The organism is Saccharothrix sp. AJ9571 (assembly GCF_021725495.1).
GTDB classification, from domain to species: domain Bacteria; phylum Actinomycetota; class Actinomycetes; order Mycobacteriales; family Pseudonocardiaceae; genus Amycolatopsis; species Amycolatopsis magusensis.
Window position 1 is genome coordinate 5,969,802 of sequence record NZ_CP091382.1, and the last position, 22,260, is coordinate 5,992,061.

Sequence of the window (22,260 nt, forward strand, 5' to 3'; positions counted from 1 at the left end):
CGGCCCCTGGCATGGGAACGGCCGCCCCCGCCGGGTCGGTGCCCGGCGGAAGCGGCCGCGGATCAGGGGCGGGCGCGCGGAACTCAGACGCCCGCGGTCTGGCTGATCCAGGAGCGGCTGCTGGCCACGCTCGCGTAGTTGTTGGTGCCGGTGGTGTTGCCGCCGTCCTGGTTCTGCACGGTGGACGCGACACCGACCTGCTTGCCGCCGGCGATCTGCGGGCCGCCCGAGTCGCCCTTCCACGCCGAGCCGTTGACGCCCTCGCTCTGGATGGCCGGGCCGCCGTAGGCGTCGGTGGACTGACCGGTCACGGTCACCTTGGCGGTCTTGAGCACCGGCGAGGCCGGGCCGGTCGGGGTGGTGCGGCCCCAGCCGTAGATGTCGTTCGCCGAGCCGACGGCCGGGTCGGCGTCGCCCAGGGTGATGAAGGCGGCCTCGATCGGCGTGCTCAGGTGCAGCAGCGCGATGTCGCCGGCGGGGGAGACCTCCTGCTGGTCGACCGTCGCCTCGGTGCCGGAGCCGAGGTCGTTGCTGCCGACCTTGACGCTCATCGAGTCACCCAGGCAGTGCTCCGCGGTGAGCACCCACTCGGCGGCGATGATGCTGCCGGAGCAGTTGAAGTTGCCGCCCACGTAGATCTGCGCGCCCCACGGCACGGCGGGGGCGGTCTCGCCGCCGACGATGAACGGCTGCACCCCGTCGGCACCGGCGGCACCGCCGGCGAACAGGGTCATGGCGAGCGTGGCGGACGCCGCGCAGGCGGCGCCAAGGGTACGGACTCGGCTCACGGGCGAGGTCCTTTCGAAAAACCGGCTTCCGGGACCACCGAGGATTCGGCGTTGCGGCGGAACGTAATCGCCCGCGTCACACCACAGATACCGACGATCGTCGGATGGTGGCGACTTACCTACCGAAGGAGGTAATTTTCCTACCACGCGTCATAGCGCCACCCGATCCGGTGGAAACGAAGATCATCCCGGCGGGGGAGGGCCGGGGGTGCGTCAGAGTGTCGGGGTGGCGCCATAGGCTGGTGGTCGTGGCTGACCCGTCGACCTACCGCCCTTCGCCGGGGAGCATTCCCGACGCTCCCGGCGTGTACAAGTTCCGCGATTCCACCCAGCGGGTCGTCTACGTCGGCAAGGCCAAGAGCCTGCGCAGCCGGCTGAACTCCTACTTCGCCGACCTGTCCGGGCTGCACCCGCGCACCCGCCAGATGGTGACCACCGCGGCGAGCGTCGAGTGGACCGTGGTCGGCACCGAGGTCGAGGCGCTCCAGCTGGAGTACAACTGGATCAAGGAGTTCGACCCGCGGTTCAACGTCCGCTACCGGGACGACAAGAGCTACCCCGTGCTCGCGGTGACCCTGCACGAGGAGTTCCCGCGGCTGCACGTCTACCGCGGCTCGCGCAAGCGCGGGGTGCGGTACTTCGGCCCGTACGCGCACGCGTGGGCCATCCGCGAGACGCTCGACCTGCTGCTGCGCGTGTTCCCGGCCCGCACCTGCTCGGCCGGGGTGTTCCGGCGGCACACCCAGATCGGCAGGCCGTGCCTGCTCGGCTACATCGGCAAGTGCTCGGCGCCGTGCGTCGGGCGCGTCTCCGCCGATGAGCACCGCGGCATCGTCGAGGACTTCTGCGACTTCCTGGCCGGGCGCACCGACTTGATGATGCGCCGCCTGGAGCGCGAGATGACGCAGGCGTCCGAAGAGCTGGAGTTCGAGCGGGCCGCCCGGCTGCGCGACGACCTCGGCGCGCTGCGCCGCGCGATGGAGAAGCAGGCGGTGGTGCTCGGCGACGGCACCGACGCCGACGTGGTCGCCTTCGCGCACGACGAACTGGAGGCCGCGGTCCAGGTCTTCCACGTGCGCGGCGGCCGGGTGCGCGGGCAGCGCGGCTGGGTGGTCGACAAGGCCGAGGAGATGGACGTCCCGGCGCTGGTCGAGCAGTTCATCGCGCAGTTCTACGGCGAGCAGGCCGAACTCGAACCCGGCGAGGACGGCACGGGCACGCCGGTGCCGCGCGAGCTGCTGGTGCCCGAACTGCCCGCCGAACCCGAGGCGGTGGAGGAGTGGCTGACCGGCCTGCGCGGCGCCAAGGTACGCGTCCGGGTCCCCCAGCGGGGTGACAAACGCGCCCTCGCCGAAACCGTGAACCGCAACGCCCAGGAGGCGTTCACCCAGCACAAGCTGCGCCGCGCCGGTGATCTCACCGCCCGCTCGGCCGCCCTCGCCGAGCTGCAGGAACACCTGGCGCTGGACTCCGCGCCGCTGCGCATCGAGTGCGTGGACATCAGCCACATCGCCGGGACCGACGTGGTCGCCTCGCTGGTGGTCTTCGAAGACGGCGTGCCGCGCAAGTCCGAGTACCGCCGGTTCGCCCTGCGCGAGGCCGCTGACGAGGGCGATGTCGCCTCGATCGCCGAGGTGGTGCGGCGCCGGTTCGCCCGCTACCTCAAGGAGACGGCCGAAGGCGCCGGCCAGCCGGGACCCGAGGGCCCGGCACCCGGGATCGACCCGGAGACCGGCCGCCCGCGGAAGTTCGCCTACCCGCCGAACCTGCTGGTCGTCGACGGTGCCGGGCCCCAGGCCACGGCCGCCGCGGACGTGCTGGCCGAGCTCGGCATCACCGACGTCGCCGTGGTCGGGCTGGCGAAACGGCTCGAAGAGGTGTGGCTGCCCGCCGATCCGGACCCGGTCATCCTGCCGCGGAACTCCGACGCGCTGTACCTTCTGCAACGCGTGCGCGACGAGGCGCACCGGTTCGCGATCAGGTACCACCGCGAGAAGCGGTCGAAGCGGCTGCAGGTGTCCGCATTGGACGGTGTGCCGGGTCTCGGGCAGGCACGCCGGACCGCGTTGATCAAGCACTTCGGTTCGGTGAAGAAACTGAAGCAGGCCACTGTGGACGAGATTTCGGGAGTGCCCGGCGTCGGCAGGCGCACCGCGCAGGCGGTGCACGCCGCGCTGGCCGGGGAGACCACCACCACCGGTAGAGAAGGGGAAACGGGCACGTGAGCGGGGAGCAGGAGAACAGGGAGCACACCTCCGGGATGGAGGTGGCGGTGGTCAGCGGCCTGTCCGGCGCCGGGCGGAGCACCGCGGCGAAGTGCCTGGAGGACCTCGGCTGGTTCGTGGTGGACAACCTGCCGCCCGAGCTGATCGCCACCATGGTCGAGCTGGGCGCGCAGGCCCGCGGCGCGATCACCAAGGTCGCGGTGGTGATGGACGTGCGCTCGCGCGCCTTCACCGACGACCTCGCCTCGGTGATCAAGGACCTCGACGCCCGCGGGTACAAGCCGAGGGTGCTCTTCCTCGAGGCCACCGACGCGGTGCTGGTGCGCCGGTTCGAGGCGGTCCGGCGCGGGCACCCGATGCAGGGCGACGGCAGGCTGGCCGACGGCATCACCGCCGAGCGCGCGCTGCTGGCGCCGCTGCGCGAGGAAGCCGATCTGGTGCTGGAGACCTCCGCGCTGTCGGTGCACGAGCTGCGCGCCAAGATCGAGGACGCGTTCGGCTCCGAGACGAGCACGCAGACCAGGGTCACCGTGCTGTCCTTCGGCTACAAGTACGGCCTGCCGATGGACGCGGACCTGGTGATGGACGTGCGCTTCCTGCCGAACCCCTTCTGGATCCCGGAACTGCGCGAGCACACCGGCCTCGACGGTGAGGTGCGCAACTACGTGCTCAGCCAGGAGGGCGCCGAGGAGTTCCTCGACCGCTACCATCAGCTGCTGCGCCTGGTCGGAGCCGGCTACAAGCGCGAGGGCAAGCGGTACCTCACCCTCGCCGTCGGCTGCACCGGTGGCAAGCACCGCAGCGTCGCCCTGTCCGAGGAACTCGCGCGACGACTGTCCAATGAGGACGGGATGGCGGTCAAGGTCGTGCACCGCGACCTCGGCCGCGAGTAAGGAGCGAAGTTGCGCGCTGTCGCGCTCGGTGGCGGGCACGGACTGCACGCCACCCTCACCGCGTTGCGGCGGATCACCGAGGACGTCACCGCGGTGGTCACCGTCGCGGACGACGGTGGTTCGTCGGGACGGCTGCGCCGGGAGCTGGGGCTGCTGCCGCCCGGCGACCTGCGGCAGGCACTGGCCGCGCTGACCGCCACCGAGGACGGCGGCACCCTGTGGGCGGAGGTGTTCCAGCACCGCTTCGGCGGCAGCGGCGCGCTCAACGGCCACGCGGTGGGGAACCTGCTGCTGGCCGGGTTGTTCGAGGTGCTCGGCGATCCGGTCGCCGCGCTGGACGAGGCGGTCCGCCTGGTCGGCGCGTCCGGCCGGGTGCTGCCGATGTGCCCGGAGCCGCTGGAGATCGAGGCCGAGGTGACCGGGCTGGAGAACGGCGCGGTCAGCCGCATCCGCGGTCAGGTCGCGGTGGCCAGCACCCCCGGCCAGGTCAGGCGGATCACCCTGCGCAACCCCGGGCGCCCGTCCGAACCACCGGCGGCGTGCACCCAAGCGGTGGACGCCGTGCTCGGCGCGGACGCGGTGTTCCTCGGCCCGGGGTCGTGGTTCACCAGCGTGCTGCCGCACCTGCTCGTGCCCGGGTTGCACGACGCGCTCGTGGCGACGAAGGCGACCAAGGTGGTGATCCTCAACCTCATCCCGCAACCGGGGGAGACGGCTGGCTTCTCACCCGAACGGCATCTGCACGTACTCTTCGAGCACGCGCCACAGCTGAAGGTGGACGTGGTGGTCGCCGACCGCGACTGGGTGCCCACCCCCGTCCGGTTGCGCCAGGCCGCCGCGGAACTGGGCGCGACAGCGCATCTGGTTTCGATCGCCGATCCCGACGTGGCGGGCAGGCACGACCCGGACGCGCTGGCGAAGTGCGTGCGAGAGGCACTCGGTCTGGCGGACCGGGGCGAACAGGCAGAGCAGGAGGGGCAGGGGCGATGGCGATGACCGCGTCGGTCAAGGACGAGCTGAGCCGGCTGGAGATCACCAAGGTCGGGCCGCGGCGGTCGGAGGTGGCCTCCCTGCTGCGCTTCGCCGGCGGCCTGCACATCGTCGCCGGCCGGGTCGTGGTCGAGGCCGAACTGGACACCGGTTCGGTGGCGCGGCGCCTGCGCAAGGAGATCCACGACCTGTACGGGCACCTGTCCGACGTGCACGTGATCTCGTCCAGCGGGCTGCGCAAGGGCACCCGCTACGTGGTGCGCGTGGTCAAGGACGGCGAGGGACTGGCCCGGCAGACCGGGCTGATCGACCAGCGCGGCCGCCCGGTGCGCGGGCTGCCGTCGGCGGTGGTCTCCGGTGGCGTCGCCGACGCCGAAGCCGCGTGGCGCGGGGCCTTCCTGGCCCACGGCTCGCTGACCGAACCGGGGCGATCGTCCTCTTTGGAGGTCACCTGCCCCGGACCGGAGGCGGCGCTGGCACTGGTCGGCGCGGCCCGGCGGATGGGCATCCAGGCGAAGTCGCGGGAGGTGCGCGGCGCGGACCGCGTGGTGATCCGCGACGGCGACGCGATCGGCGCGCTGCTGACCCGCCTCGGCGCGCATTCGAGCGTGCTGAAGTGGGAAGAACGGCGGATGCGCCGGGAAGTGCGGGCCACCGCGAACCGGCTGGCGAACTTCGACGACGCGAACCTGCGGCGCTCGGCGCGGGCCGCGGTGGCCGCCGCGGCGCGGGTGGAGCGCGCGCTCACCATCCTCGGCGACTCGGCGCCGGACCACCTGCTCGCCGCGGGCAGGCTCCGCCTGTCCAACCGGCAGGCCTCGCTGGAGGAACTGGGGCAGCTGTCCGAACCGGTGATGACCAAGGACGCGGTGGCCGGGCGGATCCGGCGCCTGCTCGCGATGGCCGACAAGAAGGCCCGCGAGCAGGGCGTGCCGGACACCGAATCGGCGGTCACCGCGGAGATGCTCGAAGAAGAAGAGGCCTGAGGCCCCGGGGGACCGGCTGGGGTGGTCCGCCGCCGCTCAACCACCCCAGCCGTCCCGAGATCTCATCCCGGAAGACGGTTTCCTGTCAACGGGTACGGCGGCGTTCACCCAGCGCGACGCCGCCGGGGTCAGTCGGCGACGTCGGCGTGGGCGAGCACCTTGGTGATCTTCGCCCGGACGAGGTATTCGCCGGGCACGGCGTTCCGCTCGCCGAAGGCCGCGCCCCGCTCCTCGCCCATGTACCGGGTGCCGATCCTGGTGGCCCACTCCAGCATCTCGTCGAGGTCCTCGTGCAGCGTGGCTTCCGCGGTGAACTGCAGGTAGGAGTACGGCGGGCGCTGGTCGTCGACGCACAGGGAGAACCGCGGGTCGCGGCGGAAGGCCTTGCCCTTCAGCGAATCCCGCTCGGTGGTGAAGATGAGCTCGTCGTGGCCGGGCCCCTCGTTCAGCACGAACCAGACCGGCGTCACGTGGGGTGCACCGTTCGCCCGCACCACCGCCAGCTTGCCCGTCCGCGTGCCTTCACCCGCGAACGCCCACCACTCTTCCCTGCTCATCTCACGCATGGGGCAGACGCTACCGATGCGCCCGCCGGTGCGCCCGTCGCGGACGGCTAACCTGGCTCGCTGTGCACACCGAAGAGCTGATCACCGCGGGTGCGGCCGACGAGGGGCTGACCCGGCGGCTGAAGGCGCTCGCCTGCACCGCGCCCCTGCACGACCTCGACGCGCGCAAGGCCAAGCTCGACTGGGCCGACGCCACGGTCTACCAGATGGCCGAGATCGCGCTGCACACCATCGACCAGGTCACCATCGCGATGGACTTCGACACCGGCGCGGACCACCACCAGGTCGCCGAGCGCCTGCTGCCGTTCATCGCCGCGCAGGCCCCGGACCGCCCGGCCGCCGAGCACACCAGGGTGGCGCGCTGGGTGCTGGACAACCTGATCAACGTCGGCACCACCGACCGCGGGTTCCGCCGGGTCTACGGCTCGGTCGCCGCGGACGGCAGCTACCAGCGCCGCACCTTCGACTTCAAGCTCCTGGTCGAACTGGCCGCACCGGACGGCGAGGTGTACCTGCGTGCCACCGACGAAGCGATCAACGTGCTCGTCGGCGCGCTCGACACCGACGTCGAATCGGCGCAGATCGCCGCCGAGGTCAAACTGGAGAACCTGATCAGCCGCGGCAGGCTGGCCGACGCCAAGCTCGCCGCCGAGCAGGCGCGCTACCGCACCGTCCAGTACGGCGAGACGCTGCGCGCGAAGCTGGACGCCACCCGCCGCGACGTGCGCGCGGTCGACTGGGAGCGCGAAATCCCGGACCTGCTCGACTCCGCGCTCAGCCACATCGAGTCCCGGTTCCGCGCGGAGAACGCGATCCTGAAGAACATCACCGCGGCCCGTGACGAGGCCGAGGACCCGGTGCACAAGCGCCGCGCGGCCGAGCTGGTGGACATCGTCGGCGACTGCATCCGGCGGCACACCCAGCTGCAGTCCCGGCTGCAGGCGGCGGGCGCGGTCTTCCGCGCCGAACAGGACCGCCAGCAGTTCTCCGGCCCGCCGCAGCGCGCCGCGATCGACCTGTTCGGCCAGCTGCTGGTGCCGACGCTGGGCCTGCCGCTGGCCGACGCGGTCGAGCCGATGCGCCGCTACTTCCACGCCGGCACCGGGGTGAGCGTGCCGGTGGTGCCGTCGCTGTCCGCGCTGGTCTCGCTGCTGCTGCGCCCGGCGCCCGAGCGCGACCAGCTGGTCGGCGAGGTGCCGGAGCCGGAGCTGCTGCCCGCCGAGGAGACCGACCGCTACTCCGACGAGCAGTGGCGCCAGGCCGACGAGCTGCTCACCCTGCCCGAGGTGCCGCGGCGGCTGTCCGGGCTGATCGAAGAGGCTCGCAGGCTGGACCCGGCACTGCCGCGCCTGGTCGCGCTGCGCGCGGTGCACGCCTATGGTCCGGAGGTCGGCGCGGCGATCCGCCAGGGGGAGCGGCGGGTGCTGCTGGCGGTGGACGACGGCACCGAACTCGACGATCCGGAGTTCGGCGGCTCGGACCTGCTGCTGATGACGGCGGGGGTCGGCCAAGGGGATGAGAACCAAGGGGAGAACACGGAGGGGGCCGCGTGAGCGCACTGACCAACGACGCCGAGGCCGCGGCGAGGCTGATCTCGTTCGGCATGCGGCCCAAACAGCTGCCCGCCCGCGACGTGGTCTACGGCGACCTGGTCCGGCGCTACGGCGAGGACAGCGCGTTCAAGCAGCTGACCCACGCCGTGGCCGCCGGGCTCGGGCTGATGGTGCTGGAGGTGAGCACGGCCGCCGGTGCCGTGCTCGCGGCCACCGACGAGTCGGTGTTCGAGATCAAGATGGACAGCTACGCGCGCCAGAGCAAGATCCGCGAGCGCCGCGACACCGAGAAGGTGCTGCACGGGCTGATCCACCTCGCCGCCGCCGCACTCGGCTTCCCGCGCCCGGACGACCTCGCCAACGACACCTACATCGGCCGGGTCAGCGTCGAGCAGGTCGACGGCATGGTCCGCGAAGCCTGCCGCATCCTCGACGAGCGCGCGGCCGCCGCCGAAGCCAACAACGACCCGCTGGCCGACGCGCCCGAGCTGGAACAGGCGTGGCGCGCCTACGCCCGGCGCCCGGCCGCCGCGGCGACCAAGGACGGCAGGCTCGCCCCGGACACCACCCGCGGCATGGTCGCCCGCGCCCTGCGCTTCCTCGCCGACCAGGGCTTCCTGGTGCAGGTCGGCGCCGAACAGGGCGGCACCTACCGGACCACCCCGCGGTACCAGATCCAGGTGCGCGAACTCGCCGCCGACCTGGCCTTCGAGGAACTGCTGGCCCTCGGCGTGCTCGAGGTCGCCGACGGCGGCGGCACCCTGCGCGCGACCATCTCGGACACCCTCCAGTAACGGAAAACCACTGCCATGTATGAGCTTTCGCGTGTGCGCCTGCATTCGGTCGGCCCGGCCGGTGCCCGCTACCAGGACGTCGTGCTCGACTTCAGCGGCGTCGGCGAACCGGTGACCACCCCGCGCCAGGACGCCCTGTTCGCCGCGGGTATCCACTCGGCCGAGACCGGCCCGGTGCGGCGGCCTTCGCCGGCCAGCGTGCTGTTCCTGGAGAACGGCGGCGGCAAGTCGGTGCTGATCAAGCTGATCTTCTCGGTGATGCTGCCGGGACGGCGGCAGGTGGTCGGCACCACCAGCACCCGCGTGCTGGAGAAGTTCGTGGCGGGCAAGGACGTCGCGCACGTGGTGCTGGAGTGGCAGCACACCGAGACCGGCGAGCGGGTGATCACCGGGAAGGCCTCGGAGTGGCGCGGGCACGTGGTTTCCTCCGATCCGGCGAGCCTGATCGACTCCTGGTACTGCTTCCGCCCGGCCACCTCGCTCGGCCTGGACTCGCTGCCGCTGACCGAGGACGGCAGGCTGCTCACCCTGTCCGGCTTCCACGACCGGCTGGCGAAGGCACACGCCGACACCCCGGAGCTGGAGCTGTACTCGACGCGGCGGCACAGCGACTGGACCGGCAAGCTCGACCAACTCGGCCTGGACACCGAGCTGTTCCGCTACCAGCGCGCGATGAACGCGGGCGAGGGCGAGGCCGCCGACGCCTTCACCTTCGGCACCGACGAGGCGTTCGCCGAGTTCCTGCTCAAGGCCGTGCTGTCCGAGGACGAGCCCAAGGAACTCGCCGAGGTGCTGGCCACCTACGCGGAGAACCTGGCCCAGCGCGGCGACCTGATGGCCGAGCGGGATTTCGTCGCAGGCGCGCTGGAACTGCTGGGGCCGCTGGCCGACGAGGAGTCGCTGGCCGCCGCCTCCCGCAAGCTCGCGGCCACCGCGCGAGCCGAGCTGGCCGAACTCGCCGGGATGATCGCCGCGCGCGAGAAGGTGGAGAGCGACCGGCTGGAGGTGCTCGAAGCCCACGTCGACGAACTCAAGACCGCCGAGAAACTCGCCGAAGGGGACCACCGCAGGCTCACCGCCACGGTGACCGAGCTGCGGCGCGTGGTCGCCGGGATGCGGCTGGAAGAGGCCACCGAGACCCGCGAGCGGCTCGACGAGTCCTACACCGAGGCCAAGGTCGAGGCCGAGGCGTGGCGTGAGACCACCACGGTGCTGGCGCACCTCAACGCCTCACGCAAGGCACGCGACATCCGGGAGCTGGTCGGCAGCCGCGAGCAGAAGGCGCAGCCCGCGCTGGAGGCGAAGAACGCCGCCGCGACGGCGTTCGCCCGCGGTCTGCTGGCGCTGGCCAAGGACGCGCAGGGGCAGGCGGAGGCGGCCGACAAGGCGGCGAAGGCGCTCCTGGCCGAGGCCGAGCGCGCGCAACAGGGCCGGGACGAAGCCACCGCCACCGCGGCGACCAGGCGCGCGGAGGCCGACGGGCTCGCCGGGCGCATCGCCGAGGTGCGGACGGAGATCGCCGACGCGGTCCGCGACGGACTCCTGACCGATGCCGCCGAGGTCGCCGAAAGCACGCGGATCGCCCGTGCGGCAGCCGAAACGGCGGCTTCGGAGCTGGCCAACCGGGAAGCGGAACTGGAGGCGGTCGCCGAGGAACTCGGGGCCGCGCAAGCCGCCGCGAACGAAGCGCACCAGGCCGCCGGTTCCGCTCGCGATCGGCACGAACGCGCGGCCGAGGAGCTGGAACGCGCCACCCGCCGCACCGACAGCCTGGCCGCCGAGCCGCGCTTCGTCGAACTGCTCGGCACCGAGGACGTGCAGCTGGAGACCGACGTCCCGGCGCTGACCGACCGCCTGCGGGAGGCGCGGGCGACGGCCGAACGCGAACAGACTTCCTTGCGCATGGCTGAATCCGCCGACGAGCGCATCCTCGCCGCACTGGGTTCGGGTGGCCTGCTGCCGCCGCCGGAAGAGGTGCAGGCCGCGCTCGACGCGCTGGAGTCCGCCGGGATCACCGCGTGGTCCGGCTGGCGTTATCTGTCCAAACTGGACGCGAAGAAGCGCTCGGCGGCGCTTTCCCGCGCCCCGCAACTGGTTTCCGGGGTGCTGCTCAACGAGGCCTCGCAGGTGGACCGGGCGCGCGAAGTGCTCACCGGGCTGAAGCTGCTGCCCAGTGCGATGATCGCGGTCGGCACCACGGCCGCCCTCGCGGAATCGTCCGGAAAGGACGGTGAACAGCCGGGCGGCGCCGACTGCTGGGACTTTCTCGTCCCGCCCAATCCGGCCATGTACGACGAAGACGCGGCCGACGCCGAACGCCGGGCGGTCGCCGAACGCCACGCCACCCGGCTGCGCCGACTGTCCGCTTTGGACGAATCGATCACCGCCGACGGGGCGCTGTCGTGGAAACTGGCCACCTGGCGCGAGGACTACCCGCCGGGCGCCATGGCGAACCTGGCCGAACGGGCGCAGTCGGCGATCACCGCCCGCGACAACGCGGAGAAGGCGCTGGTGGCGGCGAACGCCGAACTGGAACGCCTGACCGCCAAGCGGGTCTCCCTGCGTGAACGCGTTCCGGCGTTGCGTTCGGCACTCGCCGCGGCCGAGGACCGCGCCCGGCGGCTGGACGCGCTGGCGGTCCGGTCGGCGAAGATCCCGCAGTGGACCGAAGAAGCCGAGCACGCGCGCGAGATCGTCGAGCGGGCGGAGGCGCAGGCCAAAGAATCCGGGGCCAGGGCGGCGAAACTGCGCGAACAGGCCGGTGAGGAACAGCGCACGGCCGATGGTCACCGGCGCACCGCCTCCGGCGCGCGCTCCGAACTCGCCGAGGTGCCGGGTGCCGGCTCGGTGAGTGAAACGGATCCCGCACCGGCGGAGCCGGTCGACGCGCTGCGCCGGGCCTTCGCCTCCGCCGCCGAGGCCTACGCCAAGGTCGAAGTCGGCAGCGACCTGCGCGCCGAGCTCGAGCAGGCCGAGAGCGCCGAGGCGAACGCCCACGCCGCGGTGGAGGCACTGGAGGACGCGGTGCGGGCCCGCGCCGCCGAGCTGCTGGAGACCCCGGACGGCTCCGACGCTTCCGCTCGCGCCGCCGCACAGGCACGGGCCGGTCGTGCGGTCGCCGCGCTCGAAGAAGAACGCGCCGAGGTGATCGCCGAGGTCGCCACCAGGAAGGCCGAACTCGAGCAATTGCCGCGGCAGACCGGCGCGGCCGAATCCGGCGACCGCCCCCGCGACGTCGACCACGGCCGGGAACTCATCGACGCGGCGAGTGCGGAAGTTTCCGCCGCCGCGCGCAAATGGGAAGACCTCACCCGGCAGCGCGCCGACGCGGCCGAAACCTTCGAATCGGCGAAGAATTCCTCCGCCGGTTTCGGCCTGCTCGCCGAATCGCTGGCGAACCTCGTTCCCGGCGGGGAACCGGCCCGGATTTACGACGGCGACCTCGAGTCCGCGCGCGCCAGGCACCAAGCCCTCAATTCGACCTGGACCGGTGCCGGGGCAGCGGTCGAGCACGCCGAGAAACGCGTCCGGGAACAGGCAGACGCGCTGGCCCAGTACGCCACCGAGAAACGGTTCGAAAAGCTCGGCACCCCGGTGCGCCAGCAGGTCATTTCCGTCAAACGGGACAGCCTGCCGGGGCACGCCGCGGAATGGGCCGAAGCGCTGCGGCCCCGCCTGCGCACGCTCACCGACGACCTCGCGCAGATCGACCGCCACCGCTCCGGCATCGTCGCCCGCCTGCAGGGCATGGTCGACGGCGCGCTGCGCACGCTGCGGTCCGCGCAGCGCGTTTCCCGGCTGCCCGACGGCCTCGGCGACTGGTCCGGCCAGGAGTTCCTGCGCATCCGGTTCACCGAACTGGAGGACAACCACCTCGCCGAACGCCTCGGCGAAGTGGTCGACGAGGCCGCCGCCGGCAAGACCAGCGACGGCCGCGACGTCAAGCGGGACGGCATGTCCCTGCTGCTGCGCGCGGTGCGGGCCGCGGTGCCCAAGGGGTTCCGGGTGGACATGCTCAAGCCGGACTCGGTGCTGCGCACCGAACGGCAGCGCGTGTCCGAGATCAGGGACGTGTTCTCCGGCGGGCAGCAGCTGACCGCGGCGATCATCCTCTACTGCACGCTGGCCGCGCTGCGGGCGAACAATCGCGGCCGCCTGCGCAACCGCCATTCCGGGGTGCTGTTCCTGGACAATCCGATCGGCCGGGCGTCGGCCGGATATCTGCTGGAACTGCAGCGGGCGGTGGCCGGCGCGCTCGGTGTGCAGCTCATCTACACCACCGGGTTGTTCGACGCGGGCGCGCTGAGCGAATTCCCGCTCATCGTGCGCTTGCGCAATGACGCGGATCTGCGCGCGGGCCGCAAGTACCTTTCGGTGGACGCCACGATCCGCCGCGAAGTGGACGAACTCGGTGAGCCGGATGGCACAGCGCGCCTTTCCGCGGCACGCATGTTCGTCCGCGGTGGCTGAAAGGATTGCCGAACCTGCTGAAGTCGTCAGGCAAACGGGTCAAGATCAGGGCGCGCCCTTGCCGGTGAACCGGCTGCGGCGCTACCGTCCGGCTCGGTTTCGCGGCCCAAGCGCGGAACGCCTGATACGGGGAGAACACCAGCAGTGATTCCGGCCGCAGCCGAACGCGCCGCGAGCAACGAAAGGGACGCCAGCGATCCCACCGAAGCCAGCGATCCCACCGAAGCCACTGGGGCCACCGGAGCCGCGGTCGCCGGTGCGGGGCCGGAACGGTGACCGCTCCGCTGGCCGATGATCTGTTCTTCCTCGCGCACGACGATCGCACCGGGAAACGGCGGCTCAACGAACGGGACGCCGGGTTCGGCCTGGCCGGGGCGGTGCTCGCCGAACTGCTGCTGGCCGGGCGCGTCACCGTCGAACACGGGCGGGTGCGGGTGCTCGACCCGCGCCTGCCGCGCTGTGAAGTGCTGGGCCCGGCGCTGAAGGACATGGTCGCCGAACCGGAGTCGCGCGTGGTCCGCGACTGGCTGCACTACCTCGGCCGCACCGCCTACGAATCGGTGGCGCGGCGGCTGCTGGGCAGCGGTCAGCTGCGCGTGGTCAAGTCCCGCCTGCCGTGGCGGCCCGGCAGCTACGAACCGGTCGACATCAACGCCGCGGCCTGGCCCGCCGCCCGCCTGTCCGGCCCGATCGCGCGGCTGGACCCGGTCGACACCCTCGACGTCGTGCTCTCCGGGCTGGTCATCGCCACCGGGCTCGACCGGTACGTGTTCTACACCGCCACACCGGACGCCCGGCAGTACCTCGAGCGGCTCGTCATCGAACTCCCCGCGCCGTTGCGGGTGCTCGTGCTGGAAACCGAAACGGCCGTCGGCGACGCCGTGCTCCACCACCGCATGTAGGTCCCCACCCCCAGGAGAGCGACGATGAACGATCGACCAGCCAGGCCCAGTCCCGTCTCCCAGGCACTGGCTTCGGACCGGCTCGGCGCTTCGGCCGTGGTCTTCTTCGTGATCAGCGCGGCCACCCCGCTGACCGTGGTCGCCGGCGTGGTCACCACCGGGTACGCCACCACCGGACTGATCGGCATCCCGGTCGCGTTCGTGTTCATCGCCTTGGTGCTGGCGCTGTTCTCGGTGGGGTACGTGGCGATGGCCCGGCACGTGGCGATCGCCGGGGCGTTCTACGGCTTCATCAGCCGCGGGCTGGGCAAGCCGTTCGGCGTCGGCGCGGCGTGGATCGCGCTGCTGTCCTACAACCTGCTGCAGGTCGGGCTCTACGGCGCGGCGGGCGCGGCGGCCGCGCCGCTGTTCCGCGAGTGGTTCGGCACGGACCTGCCGTGGTGGGTGTTCGCGCTGGCCGCGTGGGTGCTCGTCGCCGCGCTCGGGCTGCAGCACGTGGACGTCAACGGCAAGGTGCTGGCCGTGCTGCTGGCCGCCGAGGTGGCGGTGATCGCGGTGTACAGCGTGTCCAATGTGGCCAACCCCGCGGGCGGAGAGGTCAGCTTCGCCACGCTGGCGCCCGCCGAGCTGTTCGGCCCGGGCGCCGGCGCGATCCTGGCGCTCGCGGTGCTGGGGTTCGTCGGGTTCGAGTCCTCGGTGGTGTTCAGCGAGGAGGTCCGGAACCCGCAGCGCACGGTCGCCGTGGCGACCTACGTTTCGCTCGCCGCGATCGGCGGGCTCTACGCGTTCGCGTCGTGGGCGATGAGCGTGGCCACCGGGCCGGATCGCATCGTCGGGGAGTCACAGGCCCAGAGCTCGGAACTGCTGTTCTCGCTGGCCGATTCGCAACTCGGGCACGGCATGGCCACCGCGGGCCGGGTGTTGTTCGTGACCAGCATCCTCGCCGCGATGATCTCCTTCCACAACACCATCGCGCGCTACACCTTCGCGCTCGGCCGCGAGGGCGTGCTGCCCGCCGCGCTGGGCCGGACCTCGCCGCGCACCGGTTCGCCGGTGGCCGGGTCGATGATCCAGAGCGGGGTCGGGCTGGCGGTGATCGGCCTGTTCGCGCTGGCCGGCTGGGATCCGCTGGTGCACCTGTTCTTCTGGGGCGGCAACTCCGGCGGCCTCGGCGTCCTCGTGCTGATCGTGGCGACCTCGTTTTCGGTGGTGCTGTTCTTCGCGCGGCAGCCGTCGGGGGAGAACCTGTGGCGTCGGCTGATCGCCCCCGCCCTCGCCTCGCTGGCCGTGCTGGTGGTGCTCGTGCTGGTGTTGGTGAACTTCGGGACGCTGCTGGGCGTGCCGCCGGAGTCGCCGCTGCCGTGGCTGGTGCCGGTGATCCACGGGCTCGTCGGGCTCGCGGGCGTGCTGTGGGCGCTGGTGCTGCGCATCCGGCGGCCGCAGGTGTACTCCGCGATCGGCCTCGGCGCGAAGAACAAGGCACTGGCCGGGCCGGAGGACTACCGGGGGACCCACCTGTGACCGGGACGACCGCGATCCGCCGCGCCCTCGCCGCCGAAGCCGGGCGGGTCGCCGGCCTGATCGCCACCGCGTTCGAACCGCTGGACGTGTCGAAGTGGCTGGTCCCCGACCCCCATCCCCGCCGGGCGACGCTGGCCGGGAACTTCCACATCCTGGTCGATCACGTGCTGGCGCACGGGCACGTCGACCTGCTCGGCGACCACGCGGCGGCGGTGTGGCTGCCGCAGGAGGCGGGCGTCGAACTGCCGCCCCCGCCGGACTACGACGCCCGGCTGCTGGCGGCGTGCGGCCCGTACACCGACCGGTTCCGCGCACTGGACGACGCCTTCGAAGTCAGCCACCCGCACGACCCGCACCACCACCTGGTGTTCCTGGCCGTGCACCCGGACGCGCAGGGCCAGGGCCTCGGCACGACGCTGCTGCGGCACCACCACCGGGACCTGGACGACGCGGGCACGGCCGCCTACCTGGAGGCGAGCAGCCTGCGAGCCGCCGCCCTGTACGAACGGGAGGGCTACCACTTCCGCGGCGAGGAGTTCCACCTTCCGGACGGCCCGCCGATGTACCCGATGTGGCGGGACCCGGCCTGAGTCAGTCCTTGCGGCCGCTGACGGCGAGGCTGGTGCCCAGGCCGATCATCACCAGGCCGCCGGTACCGCCGATCAGGGACAGGCGCCGCGGTGAACCGGCGAACCACGAGCGCGCCGTCCCGGCGACGAACGCCCAGGCCGAGTCGCACAGCAGCGCGGTCACCGGCAGCAGGATGCCCAGCACCAGCATCTGCGCGGGCACCGAACCGGCGCCCTGGTCGACGAACTGCGGCAGCACCGCGGCCAGGAACACGATCGACTTCGGGTTCGCGAACCCGACCACCAGGCCGTCGCGGACCACCCGCCACACCGGGGCGCGCGTCTCCGGCACCCCGCTGTCGAAGGCCGCCGCCAGCGACCCGCGGTGCCGGAACGCCTGCACCCCCAGGTAGACCAGGTAGGCGGCACCGGCGAACTTGATCGCGGTGAACACCGCGGCCGAACCCTCGACGAGCGCGCCGAGCCCGAAGGCGACCCCGACCACCTGCAGATACACGCCGGCGGCGTTCCCGGCGACGGTGAGCAGCGCGTCGCGGCGGCCGGCGGTGAGCGCCCGGCTGATGGTGAACAGCACGCTCGGCCCCGGCACGATGACCATCAGGAAGGTGAGCGCGGCGAAGGCGGCGAAGTGACCGGCGGAGACCATGCCGGAGGTTAACCCGCGGCCACCGCGACGGGCACCCGAATTGTCGGTGGCCGGTGGTAGGAATCCCGCATGCGCGTGACCGACGACCAGCGCCGGGCCCGGCTCGCCCGGCGCCACCTCCTCGCCACCCCCGGCGCCACCCCGGAGGAGGCGGCGGAGGCCGTGGTCGCGCTCCACGCCACGGACCCGGCGACCGTGCACCTCTCGGTCGCGGCCCGGGCCACAGCACCCACAGCGCCCGCAGCGCCCACAGTGCCCGAGACGGAGCGGGCGCTCTACGACGACCGCACGCTCGTCCGGCTGCTCGGCATGCGGCGGACCATGTTCGTCGTGCCGCGCGAGGTCGCACCCGTGGTCCAGGCGGCCTGTGCCGACGACATCGCCGGAAAGCAGCGCACCCACCTGATAAAGCACCTCACCGAGAACGGGCACCCGGAGAGCGTGCCGGAGGCGGCCGGGTGGCTGGCCGAGGTCGAGGAGGCGACCGTCGAGGCGCTGCTGGCCCGCGGTGAGGCGCTCGGCCAGGAACTCGCCGCGGACGTGCCGGGCCTGCGACAGCGACTGCGGATGGCGCCGGGCAAGCCGTACGAAGCGATCGGCAATGTGACCAGCCGCGTGTTGTTCCTGCTCGCGGCGCAGGGCCGGATCGTGCGCGGCCGCCCGCGCGGCACCTGGTTGTCCACGCAGTACCGGTGGTCGCCGATGGACGCGTGGCTGCCGGGCGGCCTGCCCCGGATCGAGGCCGGAACCGCCCGTGTCGAACTGGCACGACGCTGGCTGCACGCCTACGGCCCGGCGCCGATCGAGGATCTTCGCTGGTGGACGGGCTGGACGGCCGCGCAGACCAAGAAGGCGCTGGCCGCGATCGGCCCGGCCGAGGTGGACCTCGAAGGCGGCGGCACGGGCCTGCTGCTGCCCGGCGACCTCGAACCGGAACCGGAACCGGAGCCGTGGGTCGCGCTGCTGCCCGCGCTCGACCCGACGCCGATGGGCTGGGCCGCGCGGAAGTGGTACTTGGGTTCGCCTGGTCCGCACCGGGACGCGTTGTTCGACCGCAGCGGCAACATCGGGCCGACGATCTGGTGCGACGGCCGCATCGCCGGCGGCTGGGCCCAGCGCCCGGACGGTGGGATCGCGTTCCGCTGTTTGGCTGACGTCGGTGCGGAGGCCACCGGGAAGATCGGCGCGGCGGCCGCCCGGATGGGGGAGTGGCTCGGGGAGATCCGCGTCATCCCGCGCTTCCGGACGCCGCTGGAACGCGAGCTGAGCGGATCATCTTGATCGATGACTTGATCGATTCTTGACCCCGGGCCCGGTGTAGTGGAAGTCTCGCTGGGGCATGCGGGAACGCCCAGGCCAGCACGCTAGGGTTGCCCCGAGTCCCCAGTCTGGCCGGGCCGGGCCCGGCCGAACCTTCAGAGGAGTGGCAGCAGTGACGGTTCGCGTAGGTGTGAACGGCTTCGGTCGGATCGGCCGCAACTTCTTCCGCGCCGTGCAGGCCGGCGGCCACGACATCGAGGTGGTCGCGTTCAACGACCTCGGCGATGTCGCCACCATGGCCCACCTGCTGAAGTACGACAGCGTCCTCGGGCGCTACCCCGACGAGGTCAGCGTCAGCGACGAGGGCCTGGTCGTCGGCGGCAAGACCATCAAGGCGCTCGCCGAGCGCGACCCGGCCAACCTGCCCTGGGGCGACCTGGGCGTGGACGTGGTCGTGGAGTCCACCGGCTTCTTCACCAACGCCGACGCGGCCAAGGCGCACGTCGCCGGTGGCGCGAAGAAGGTCATCATCTCGGCCCCGGCCAAGGGCGAGGACCTGACCGTGGTGCTCGGCGTGAACGACCACCTCTACGACGGCTCGCAGACGATCATCTCGAACGCGTCCTGCACCACCAACTGCCTGGCCCCGCTGGCCAAGGTGCTGCACGACGCCTTCGGCATCGAGCAGGGCCTGATGACCACCATCCACGCCTACACCCAGGACCAGAACCTGCAGGACGGGCCGCACAAGGACCCGCGCCGCGCCCGCGCCGCCGCGCTGAACATCGTGCCGACCTCCACCGGTGCGGCCAAGGCCATCGGCCTGGTGCTGCCGGAGCTGAACGGCAAGCTGGACGGCTACTCGCTGCGCGTGCCCGTGCCCACCGGCTCGATCACCGACCTCACCGTCGACCTGACCAAGAAGGCCTCGCTCGAGGAGATCAACGCCGCGTACAAGGCCGCCGCGGACGGCCCGCTCAAGGGCATCCTGCGCTACAGCGAGGACCCGATCGTCTCCAGCGACATCGTCAACGACCCGGCCTCGTGCATCTACGACGCGCCGATCACCAAGGTCCTCGGCAACCAGGTCAAGGTCTACGGCTGGTACGACAACGAGTGGGGCTACTCCAGCCGCCTCGTGGACCTGGTCAAGCTCGTCGGCGGCAAGCTCTCCTGAGCCATGGCCGTCAAAACTCTCGATGACCTGATCAGCGAGGGTGTCGCGGGTCGGCGCGTGCTGGTGCGCGCCGACCTCAACGTCCCCCTCGACGGCGACCGGATCACCGACGACGGGCGGGTCCGGGCCGCGCTGCCGACGATCCAGCGCCTGGCCGCGGCCGGTGCGCGCGTGATCGTGGCGGCGCACCTCGGCCGCCCCAAGGGCGAGCCGGACCCCAAGTTCTCCCTCGCGCCGGTTTCGGCGCGCCTCGGCGAACTGCTCGGCGCGGACGTGACCCTGGCCGCCGACGTGGTCGGCGACAGCGCCAAGTCGGTCGCCGGCGCGCTGGCCGACGGCCAGGTGGCCCTGCTGGAGAACGTGCGGTTCGACCCGCGCGAGACCAGCAAGGTCGAGGACGAGCGGGCCGATCTGGCCCGCGAGCTGGCCGCACTGACGGGCGACAGTGCTGGTGCCTCCGGCGCCGGCGGGCGCGGGGGCGCGTTCGTCTCCGACGGCTTCGGCGTGGTGCACCGCAAGCAGGCCTCGGTGTTCGACATCGCGGGCGTGCTCCCGGCCTACACCGGCGGCCTCGTGCTGGCCGAGCTCGAGGTGCTGCGCAAGCTCACCGAGGAGCCCGCCCGGCCCTACGCCGTCGTGCTCGGCGGCGCCAAGGTCTCGGACAAGCTGGGCGTGATCGCCAACCTGCTGACCAAGGTCGACCGGCTGCTCATCGGCGGCGGCATGGCTTACACCTTCCTCAAGGCCCAGGGCTACGAGGTGGGCGGCTCGCTGCTCCAGGCCGACCAGCTCGACCAGGTCAGCGGCTTCCTCGCCGAGGCCGAAAAGCGCGGCGTCGAACTGGTGCTCCCGGTCGACGTGCTGGCCGCGACCGGGTTCGCCGCCGACGCGCCGTACGAGGTGGTCGAGGCCACCGCGATCCCGGCCGACCGCCAGGGCCTCGACATCGGCCCGAAGACGCGTGAGCTGTTCGCGGGCAAGCTGGCCGACGCGGCGACGGTGTTCTGGAACGGCCCGATGGGCGTGTTCGAGTTCGAGGCCTTCTCCGGTGGGACCAGGGCGGTCGCCGAGGCGATCGCCGGCAGCGACGCCTTCAGCGTGGTCGGCGGTGGTGACTCCGCGGCGGCGGTGCGCCAGCTCGGCCTGCCGGAGGACGGTTTCTCGCACATCTCGACCGGCGGCGGCGCGTCGCTGGAATACCTCGAGGGCAAGGACCTGCCCGGCGTTTCGGTTCTGGGGGAGTAGGCAACAGTGGCACGCAAAGTTCTCATCGCCGGCAACTGGAAGATGAACCTCAACCACCTCGAGGCCATCGCGCTGGTGCAGAAGATCGCCTTCTCGCTCCCGGAGAAGTACTACGCCAAGGTGGACGTGGCGGTGCTGCCGCCGTTCACCGACATCCGCAGCGTGCAGACGCTCACCGACGGCGACAAGCTCCCGCTCACCTACGGGGCGCAGGACCTGTCGCCGAACGACTCCGGTGCCTACACCGGGGACATCTCGGGGCCGATGCTCGCCAAGCTCGGGTGCACCTACGTGACCATCGGGCATTCCGAGCGCCGCGAGTACCACGCCGAGAGCGACGAACTGGTGAACAAGAAGGTGCGTGCCGCGCTCAAGCACGCGCTTTCCCCGATCCTGTGCGTCGGTGAGCCGCTCGAGGTGCGCGAAGCGGGCGGGCAGATCGAACACACCACGAACCAGCTCGTCGCGGGCCTGAAGGGGCTCAAGGCCGAGCAGGTGAAGAACGTGGTCGTCGCCTACGAACCGGTCTGGGCCATCGGCACCGGCCGCGTCGCCACCCCGGCCGACGCGGAGGAGGTCTGCGCCGCACTGCGGACCACGCTGGCCGAGAAGTACGGCGCGGAAATCGCCGGCGACGTGCGCGTGCTCTACGGCGGTTCGGTCAAATCGGGCAATATCGGCGACCTGGTCAAGTGCGAGAACATCGACGGTGCGCTGGTCGGCGGAGCGAGCTTGGACGCCGACGAATTCACCAAGCTCTGCGCGCTGGCGGCTGGCGGGCCGCTGCCCTGATCCGGGCGGTCACCGGGTAATGTGGGTCACGGTGCTCGTCGGCCCGCGCTGATCGCGCGTTTTCACCGAACACAGAGGATGAAATGAAACTGTTCCTGCAAGTGGTGTTGATCGCTTCCAGTGTGCTGCTGGTCGTCGCCGTTCTCCTGCACCGGGGACGCGGAGGCGGGCTGTCCTCCCTGTTCGGTGGCGGCATGCAGTCCAGCCTTTCGGGATCGAGTGTGGCCGAGAAGAACCTCGACCGGATCACGCTCGCGCTGGGTGCGGTCTGGCTGATCAGCATCGTCGGCCTGGGCCTGCTGCTGAAGATCTGAGCGGCACGAGCCGTGGACCCGGCCGGGTGCGCGCCCGGCCGAACAGAGTGATCGGGGGTTCGGGGGACGTCCTCCGTGCAGTCGACACGAAGTGGCACGGCGTACCGTGCGGGTGCGCCGGGAACAAGACCGGGGTGTGAGAGTTCATGGTTGGCGGAAACGCGATTCGGGGTACCAGGGTCGGGGCGGGCCCGTCCGGCGAGTCCGAACGGGGGGAGTCGGCGCCGCGGCGCCGGATCTCGTACTGGTGCGCCAACGGGCACGAGGCACGCCCGTCCTTCGCCTTGGAAGCCGAAATTCCCGAGGAGTGGGACTGCCCGCGGTGCGGGCTGCCCGGTGGGCAGGACGAGCAGAACCCGCCCGCCGCGCCGCGGACGGAGCCGTACAAGACGCATCTCGCCTACGTGAAGGAGCGCCGCAGCGACGCGGATGGTGAAGCCATCCTCGCCGAAGCGCTCGACCGGCTGCGCAAGCGGCGCGAGATCATCTGAACCACTGCTCTGAGTGGGGCATTACTACCATCGAATGCGAGTAATGCCCCACTCCTG

Annotated in this window: 19 protein-coding genes; 16 read left to right on the top strand and 3 right to left on the bottom strand. The window is 71.8% G+C overall.

Features of this window, described 5'->3' with window-relative positions; translation table 11 throughout:
- Window positions 1-83 precede the first annotated feature (83 nt).
- Entirely contained in the window at window positions 84-788 is a 705-nt protein-coding gene (locus tag L3Q67_RS27780) for a S1 family peptidase (protein ID WP_499184381.1), read from the bottom strand.
- A 248-nt stretch (window positions 789-1,036) separates the two neighbouring features.
- On the opposite strand from L3Q67_RS27780, the gene uvrC reads away from it, so the two are divergent.
- From uvrC to whiA, 4 genes are read left to right on the top strand one after another with little or no spacing between them, the layout of a single operon-like run.
- The gene (gene uvrC / locus L3Q67_RS27785; protein ID WP_499184382.1) at window positions 1,037-3,013 is read left to right on the top strand and encodes an excinuclease ABC subunit UvrC; all 1,977 of its coding nucleotides are present in this window, start codon (window positions 1,037-1,039) and stop codon (window positions 3,011-3,013) included.
- 35 nt (window positions 3,014-3,048) lie between these two features.
- The gene (gene rapZ, locus L3Q67_RS27790) at window positions 3,049-3,906 is read left to right on the top strand and encodes a RapZ family nucleotide-binding protein (RefSeq protein ID WP_499191658.1); all 858 of its coding nucleotides are present in this window, start codon (window positions 3,049-3,051) and stop codon (window positions 3,904-3,906) included.
- A gap of 9 nt (window positions 3,907-3,915) precedes the next feature.
- Window positions 3,916-4,902: a gluconeogenesis factor YvcK family protein gene (locus tag L3Q67_RS27795; protein ID WP_499184383.1), complete on the top strand. Its 987-nt coding sequence runs from the start codon at window positions 3,916-3,918 to the stop codon at window positions 4,900-4,902.
- The gene (gene whiA / locus L3Q67_RS27800; RefSeq protein ID WP_499184384.1) at window positions 4,893-5,882 is read left to right on the top strand and encodes a DNA-binding protein WhiA; all 990 of its coding nucleotides are present in this window, start codon (window positions 4,893-4,895) and stop codon (window positions 5,880-5,882) included. Before L3Q67_RS27795 ends, whiA begins: the two co-directional genes overlap by 10 nt.
- Window positions 5,883-6,010: 128 nt before the next feature.
- On the opposite strand, the gene L3Q67_RS27805 is transcribed toward whiA, so the two are convergent.
- Window positions 6,011-6,448, bottom strand: coding sequence for a PPOX class F420-dependent oxidoreductase (locus tag L3Q67_RS27805; protein WP_499184385.1), 438 nt, complete (start codon window positions 6,446-6,448; stop codon window positions 6,011-6,013).
- A gap of 62 nt (window positions 6,449-6,510) precedes the next feature.
- On the opposite strand from L3Q67_RS27805, the gene L3Q67_RS27810 reads away from it, so the two are divergent.
- The 6 genes from L3Q67_RS27810 to L3Q67_RS27835 all read left to right on the top strand — a co-directional run bounded on the left by L3Q67_RS27810 (window position 6,511) and on the right by L3Q67_RS27835 (window position 16,278).
- On the top strand, window positions 6,511-8,001 hold the full coding sequence (locus L3Q67_RS27810; protein WP_499184386.1) for a hypothetical protein: 1,491 nt from the start codon (window positions 6,511-6,513) through the stop codon (window positions 7,999-8,001).
- Between the two features lie 50 nt (window positions 8,002-8,051).
- Window positions 8,052-8,795, top strand: coding sequence for a hypothetical protein (locus L3Q67_RS27815; protein ID WP_499191659.1), 744 nt, complete (start codon window positions 8,052-8,054; stop codon window positions 8,793-8,795).
- 15 nt (window positions 8,796-8,810) lie between these two features.
- Window positions 8,811-13,265 (top strand): hypothetical protein, encoded by a 4,455-nt coding sequence (locus tag L3Q67_RS27820; RefSeq protein WP_499184387.1) that lies wholly within the window; start codon window positions 8,811-8,813, stop codon window positions 13,263-13,265.
- A gap of 272 nt (window positions 13,266-13,537) precedes the next feature.
- Entirely contained in the window at window positions 13,538-14,167 is a 630-nt protein-coding gene (locus tag L3Q67_RS27825) for a GOLPH3/VPS74 family protein (RefSeq protein ID WP_499184388.1), read from the top strand.
- Between the two features lie 24 nt (window positions 14,168-14,191).
- Window positions 14,192-15,688: an APC family permease gene (locus L3Q67_RS27830; RefSeq protein WP_499184389.1), complete on the top strand. Its 1,497-nt coding sequence runs from the start codon at window positions 14,192-14,194 to the stop codon at window positions 15,686-15,688.
- On the top strand, window positions 15,685-16,278 hold the full coding sequence (locus L3Q67_RS27835) for a GNAT family N-acetyltransferase (protein WP_499184390.1): 594 nt from the start codon (window positions 15,685-15,687) through the stop codon (window positions 16,276-16,278). The genes L3Q67_RS27830 and L3Q67_RS27835 overlap by 4 nt, the downstream gene beginning before the upstream one ends.
- Before the next feature lies 1 nt (window position 16,279).
- On the opposite strand, the gene L3Q67_RS27840 is transcribed toward L3Q67_RS27835, so the two are convergent.
- Window positions 16,280-16,924 (bottom strand): LysE family translocator, encoded by a 645-nt coding sequence (locus L3Q67_RS27840; protein WP_499184391.1) that lies wholly within the window; start codon window positions 16,922-16,924, stop codon window positions 16,280-16,282.
- A gap of 69 nt (window positions 16,925-16,993) precedes the next feature.
- On the opposite strand from L3Q67_RS27840, the gene L3Q67_RS27845 reads away from it, so the two are divergent.
- The 6 genes from L3Q67_RS27845 to L3Q67_RS27870 all read left to right on the top strand — a co-directional run bounded on the left by L3Q67_RS27845 (window position 16,994) and on the right by L3Q67_RS27870 (window position 22,203).
- Window positions 16,994-18,205 (top strand): winged helix DNA-binding domain-containing protein, encoded by a 1,212-nt coding sequence (locus L3Q67_RS27845; protein WP_499184392.1) that lies wholly within the window; start codon window positions 16,994-16,996, stop codon window positions 18,203-18,205.
- Between the two features lie 151 nt (window positions 18,206-18,356).
- The gene (gap, locus tag L3Q67_RS27850) at window positions 18,357-19,361 is read left to right on the top strand and encodes a type I glyceraldehyde-3-phosphate dehydrogenase (RefSeq protein WP_499184393.1); all 1,005 of its coding nucleotides are present in this window, start codon (window positions 18,357-18,359) and stop codon (window positions 19,359-19,361) included.
- Window positions 19,362-19,364: 3 nt separating this feature from the next.
- Window positions 19,365-20,606: a phosphoglycerate kinase gene (locus L3Q67_RS27855; protein ID WP_499184394.1), complete on the top strand. Its 1,242-nt coding sequence runs from the start codon at window positions 19,365-19,367 to the stop codon at window positions 20,604-20,606.
- A 6-nt stretch (window positions 20,607-20,612) separates the two neighbouring features.
- Window positions 20,613-21,398 (top strand): triose-phosphate isomerase family protein, encoded by a 786-nt coding sequence (tpiA, locus tag L3Q67_RS27860; RefSeq protein WP_499184395.1) that lies wholly within the window; start codon window positions 20,613-20,615, stop codon window positions 21,396-21,398.
- A gap of 83 nt (window positions 21,399-21,481) precedes the next feature.
- A complete protein-coding gene (gene secG / locus L3Q67_RS27865) occupies window positions 21,482-21,712 on the top strand; it encodes a preprotein translocase subunit SecG (protein WP_209668086.1) in 231 nt (76 codons plus the stop codon).
- A 146-nt stretch (window positions 21,713-21,858) separates the two neighbouring features.
- Window positions 21,859-22,203, top strand: a complete 345-nt coding sequence (locus L3Q67_RS27870) for an RNA polymerase-binding protein RbpA (RefSeq protein ID WP_113691219.1) — start codon at window positions 21,859-21,861, stop codon at window positions 22,201-22,203.
- The last annotated feature ends 57 nt before the right edge of the window (window positions 22,204-22,260 follow it).

Excerpts from the sequence above, each read along its gene's own strand:
- rapZ (WP_499191658.1), top strand. The coding sequence starts at position 3,049 with ATGGAGGTGGCGGTGGTCAGCGGCCTGTCCGGCGCCGGGCGGAGCACC.
- whiA (WP_499184384.1), top strand. The coding sequence starts at position 4,893 with ATGGCGATGACCGCGTCGGTCAAGGACGAGCTGAGCCGGCTGGAGATC.
- L3Q67_RS27805 (WP_499184385.1), bottom strand. The coding sequence starts at position 6,448 with ATGCGTGAGATGAGCAGGGAAGAGTGGTGGGCGTTCGCGGGTGAAGGC.
- L3Q67_RS27815 (WP_499191659.1), top strand. The coding sequence starts at position 8,052 with ATGCGGCCCAAACAGCTGCCCGCCCGCGACGTGGTCTACGGCGACCTG.
- L3Q67_RS27820 (WP_499184387.1), top strand. The coding sequence starts at position 8,811 with ATGTATGAGCTTTCGCGTGTGCGCCTGCATTCGGTCGGCCCGGCCGGT.
- L3Q67_RS27830 (WP_499184389.1), top strand. The coding sequence starts at position 14,192 with ATGAACGATCGACCAGCCAGGCCCAGTCCCGTCTCCCAGGCACTGGCT.
- L3Q67_RS27840 (WP_499184391.1), bottom strand. The coding sequence starts at position 16,924 with ATGGTCTCCGCCGGTCACTTCGCCGCCTTCGCCGCGCTCACCTTCCTG.
- L3Q67_RS27845 (WP_499184392.1), top strand. The coding sequence starts at position 16,994 with ATGCGCGTGACCGACGACCAGCGCCGGGCCCGGCTCGCCCGGCGCCAC.
- L3Q67_RS27855 (WP_499184394.1), top strand. The coding sequence starts at position 19,365 with ATGGCCGTCAAAACTCTCGATGACCTGATCAGCGAGGGTGTCGCGGGT.
- secG (WP_209668086.1), top strand. The coding sequence starts at position 21,482 with ATGAAACTGTTCCTGCAAGTGGTGTTGATCGCTTCCAGTGTGCTGCTG.
- L3Q67_RS27870 (WP_113691219.1), top strand. The coding sequence starts at position 21,859 with ATGGTTGGCGGAAACGCGATTCGGGGTACCAGGGTCGGGGCGGGCCCG.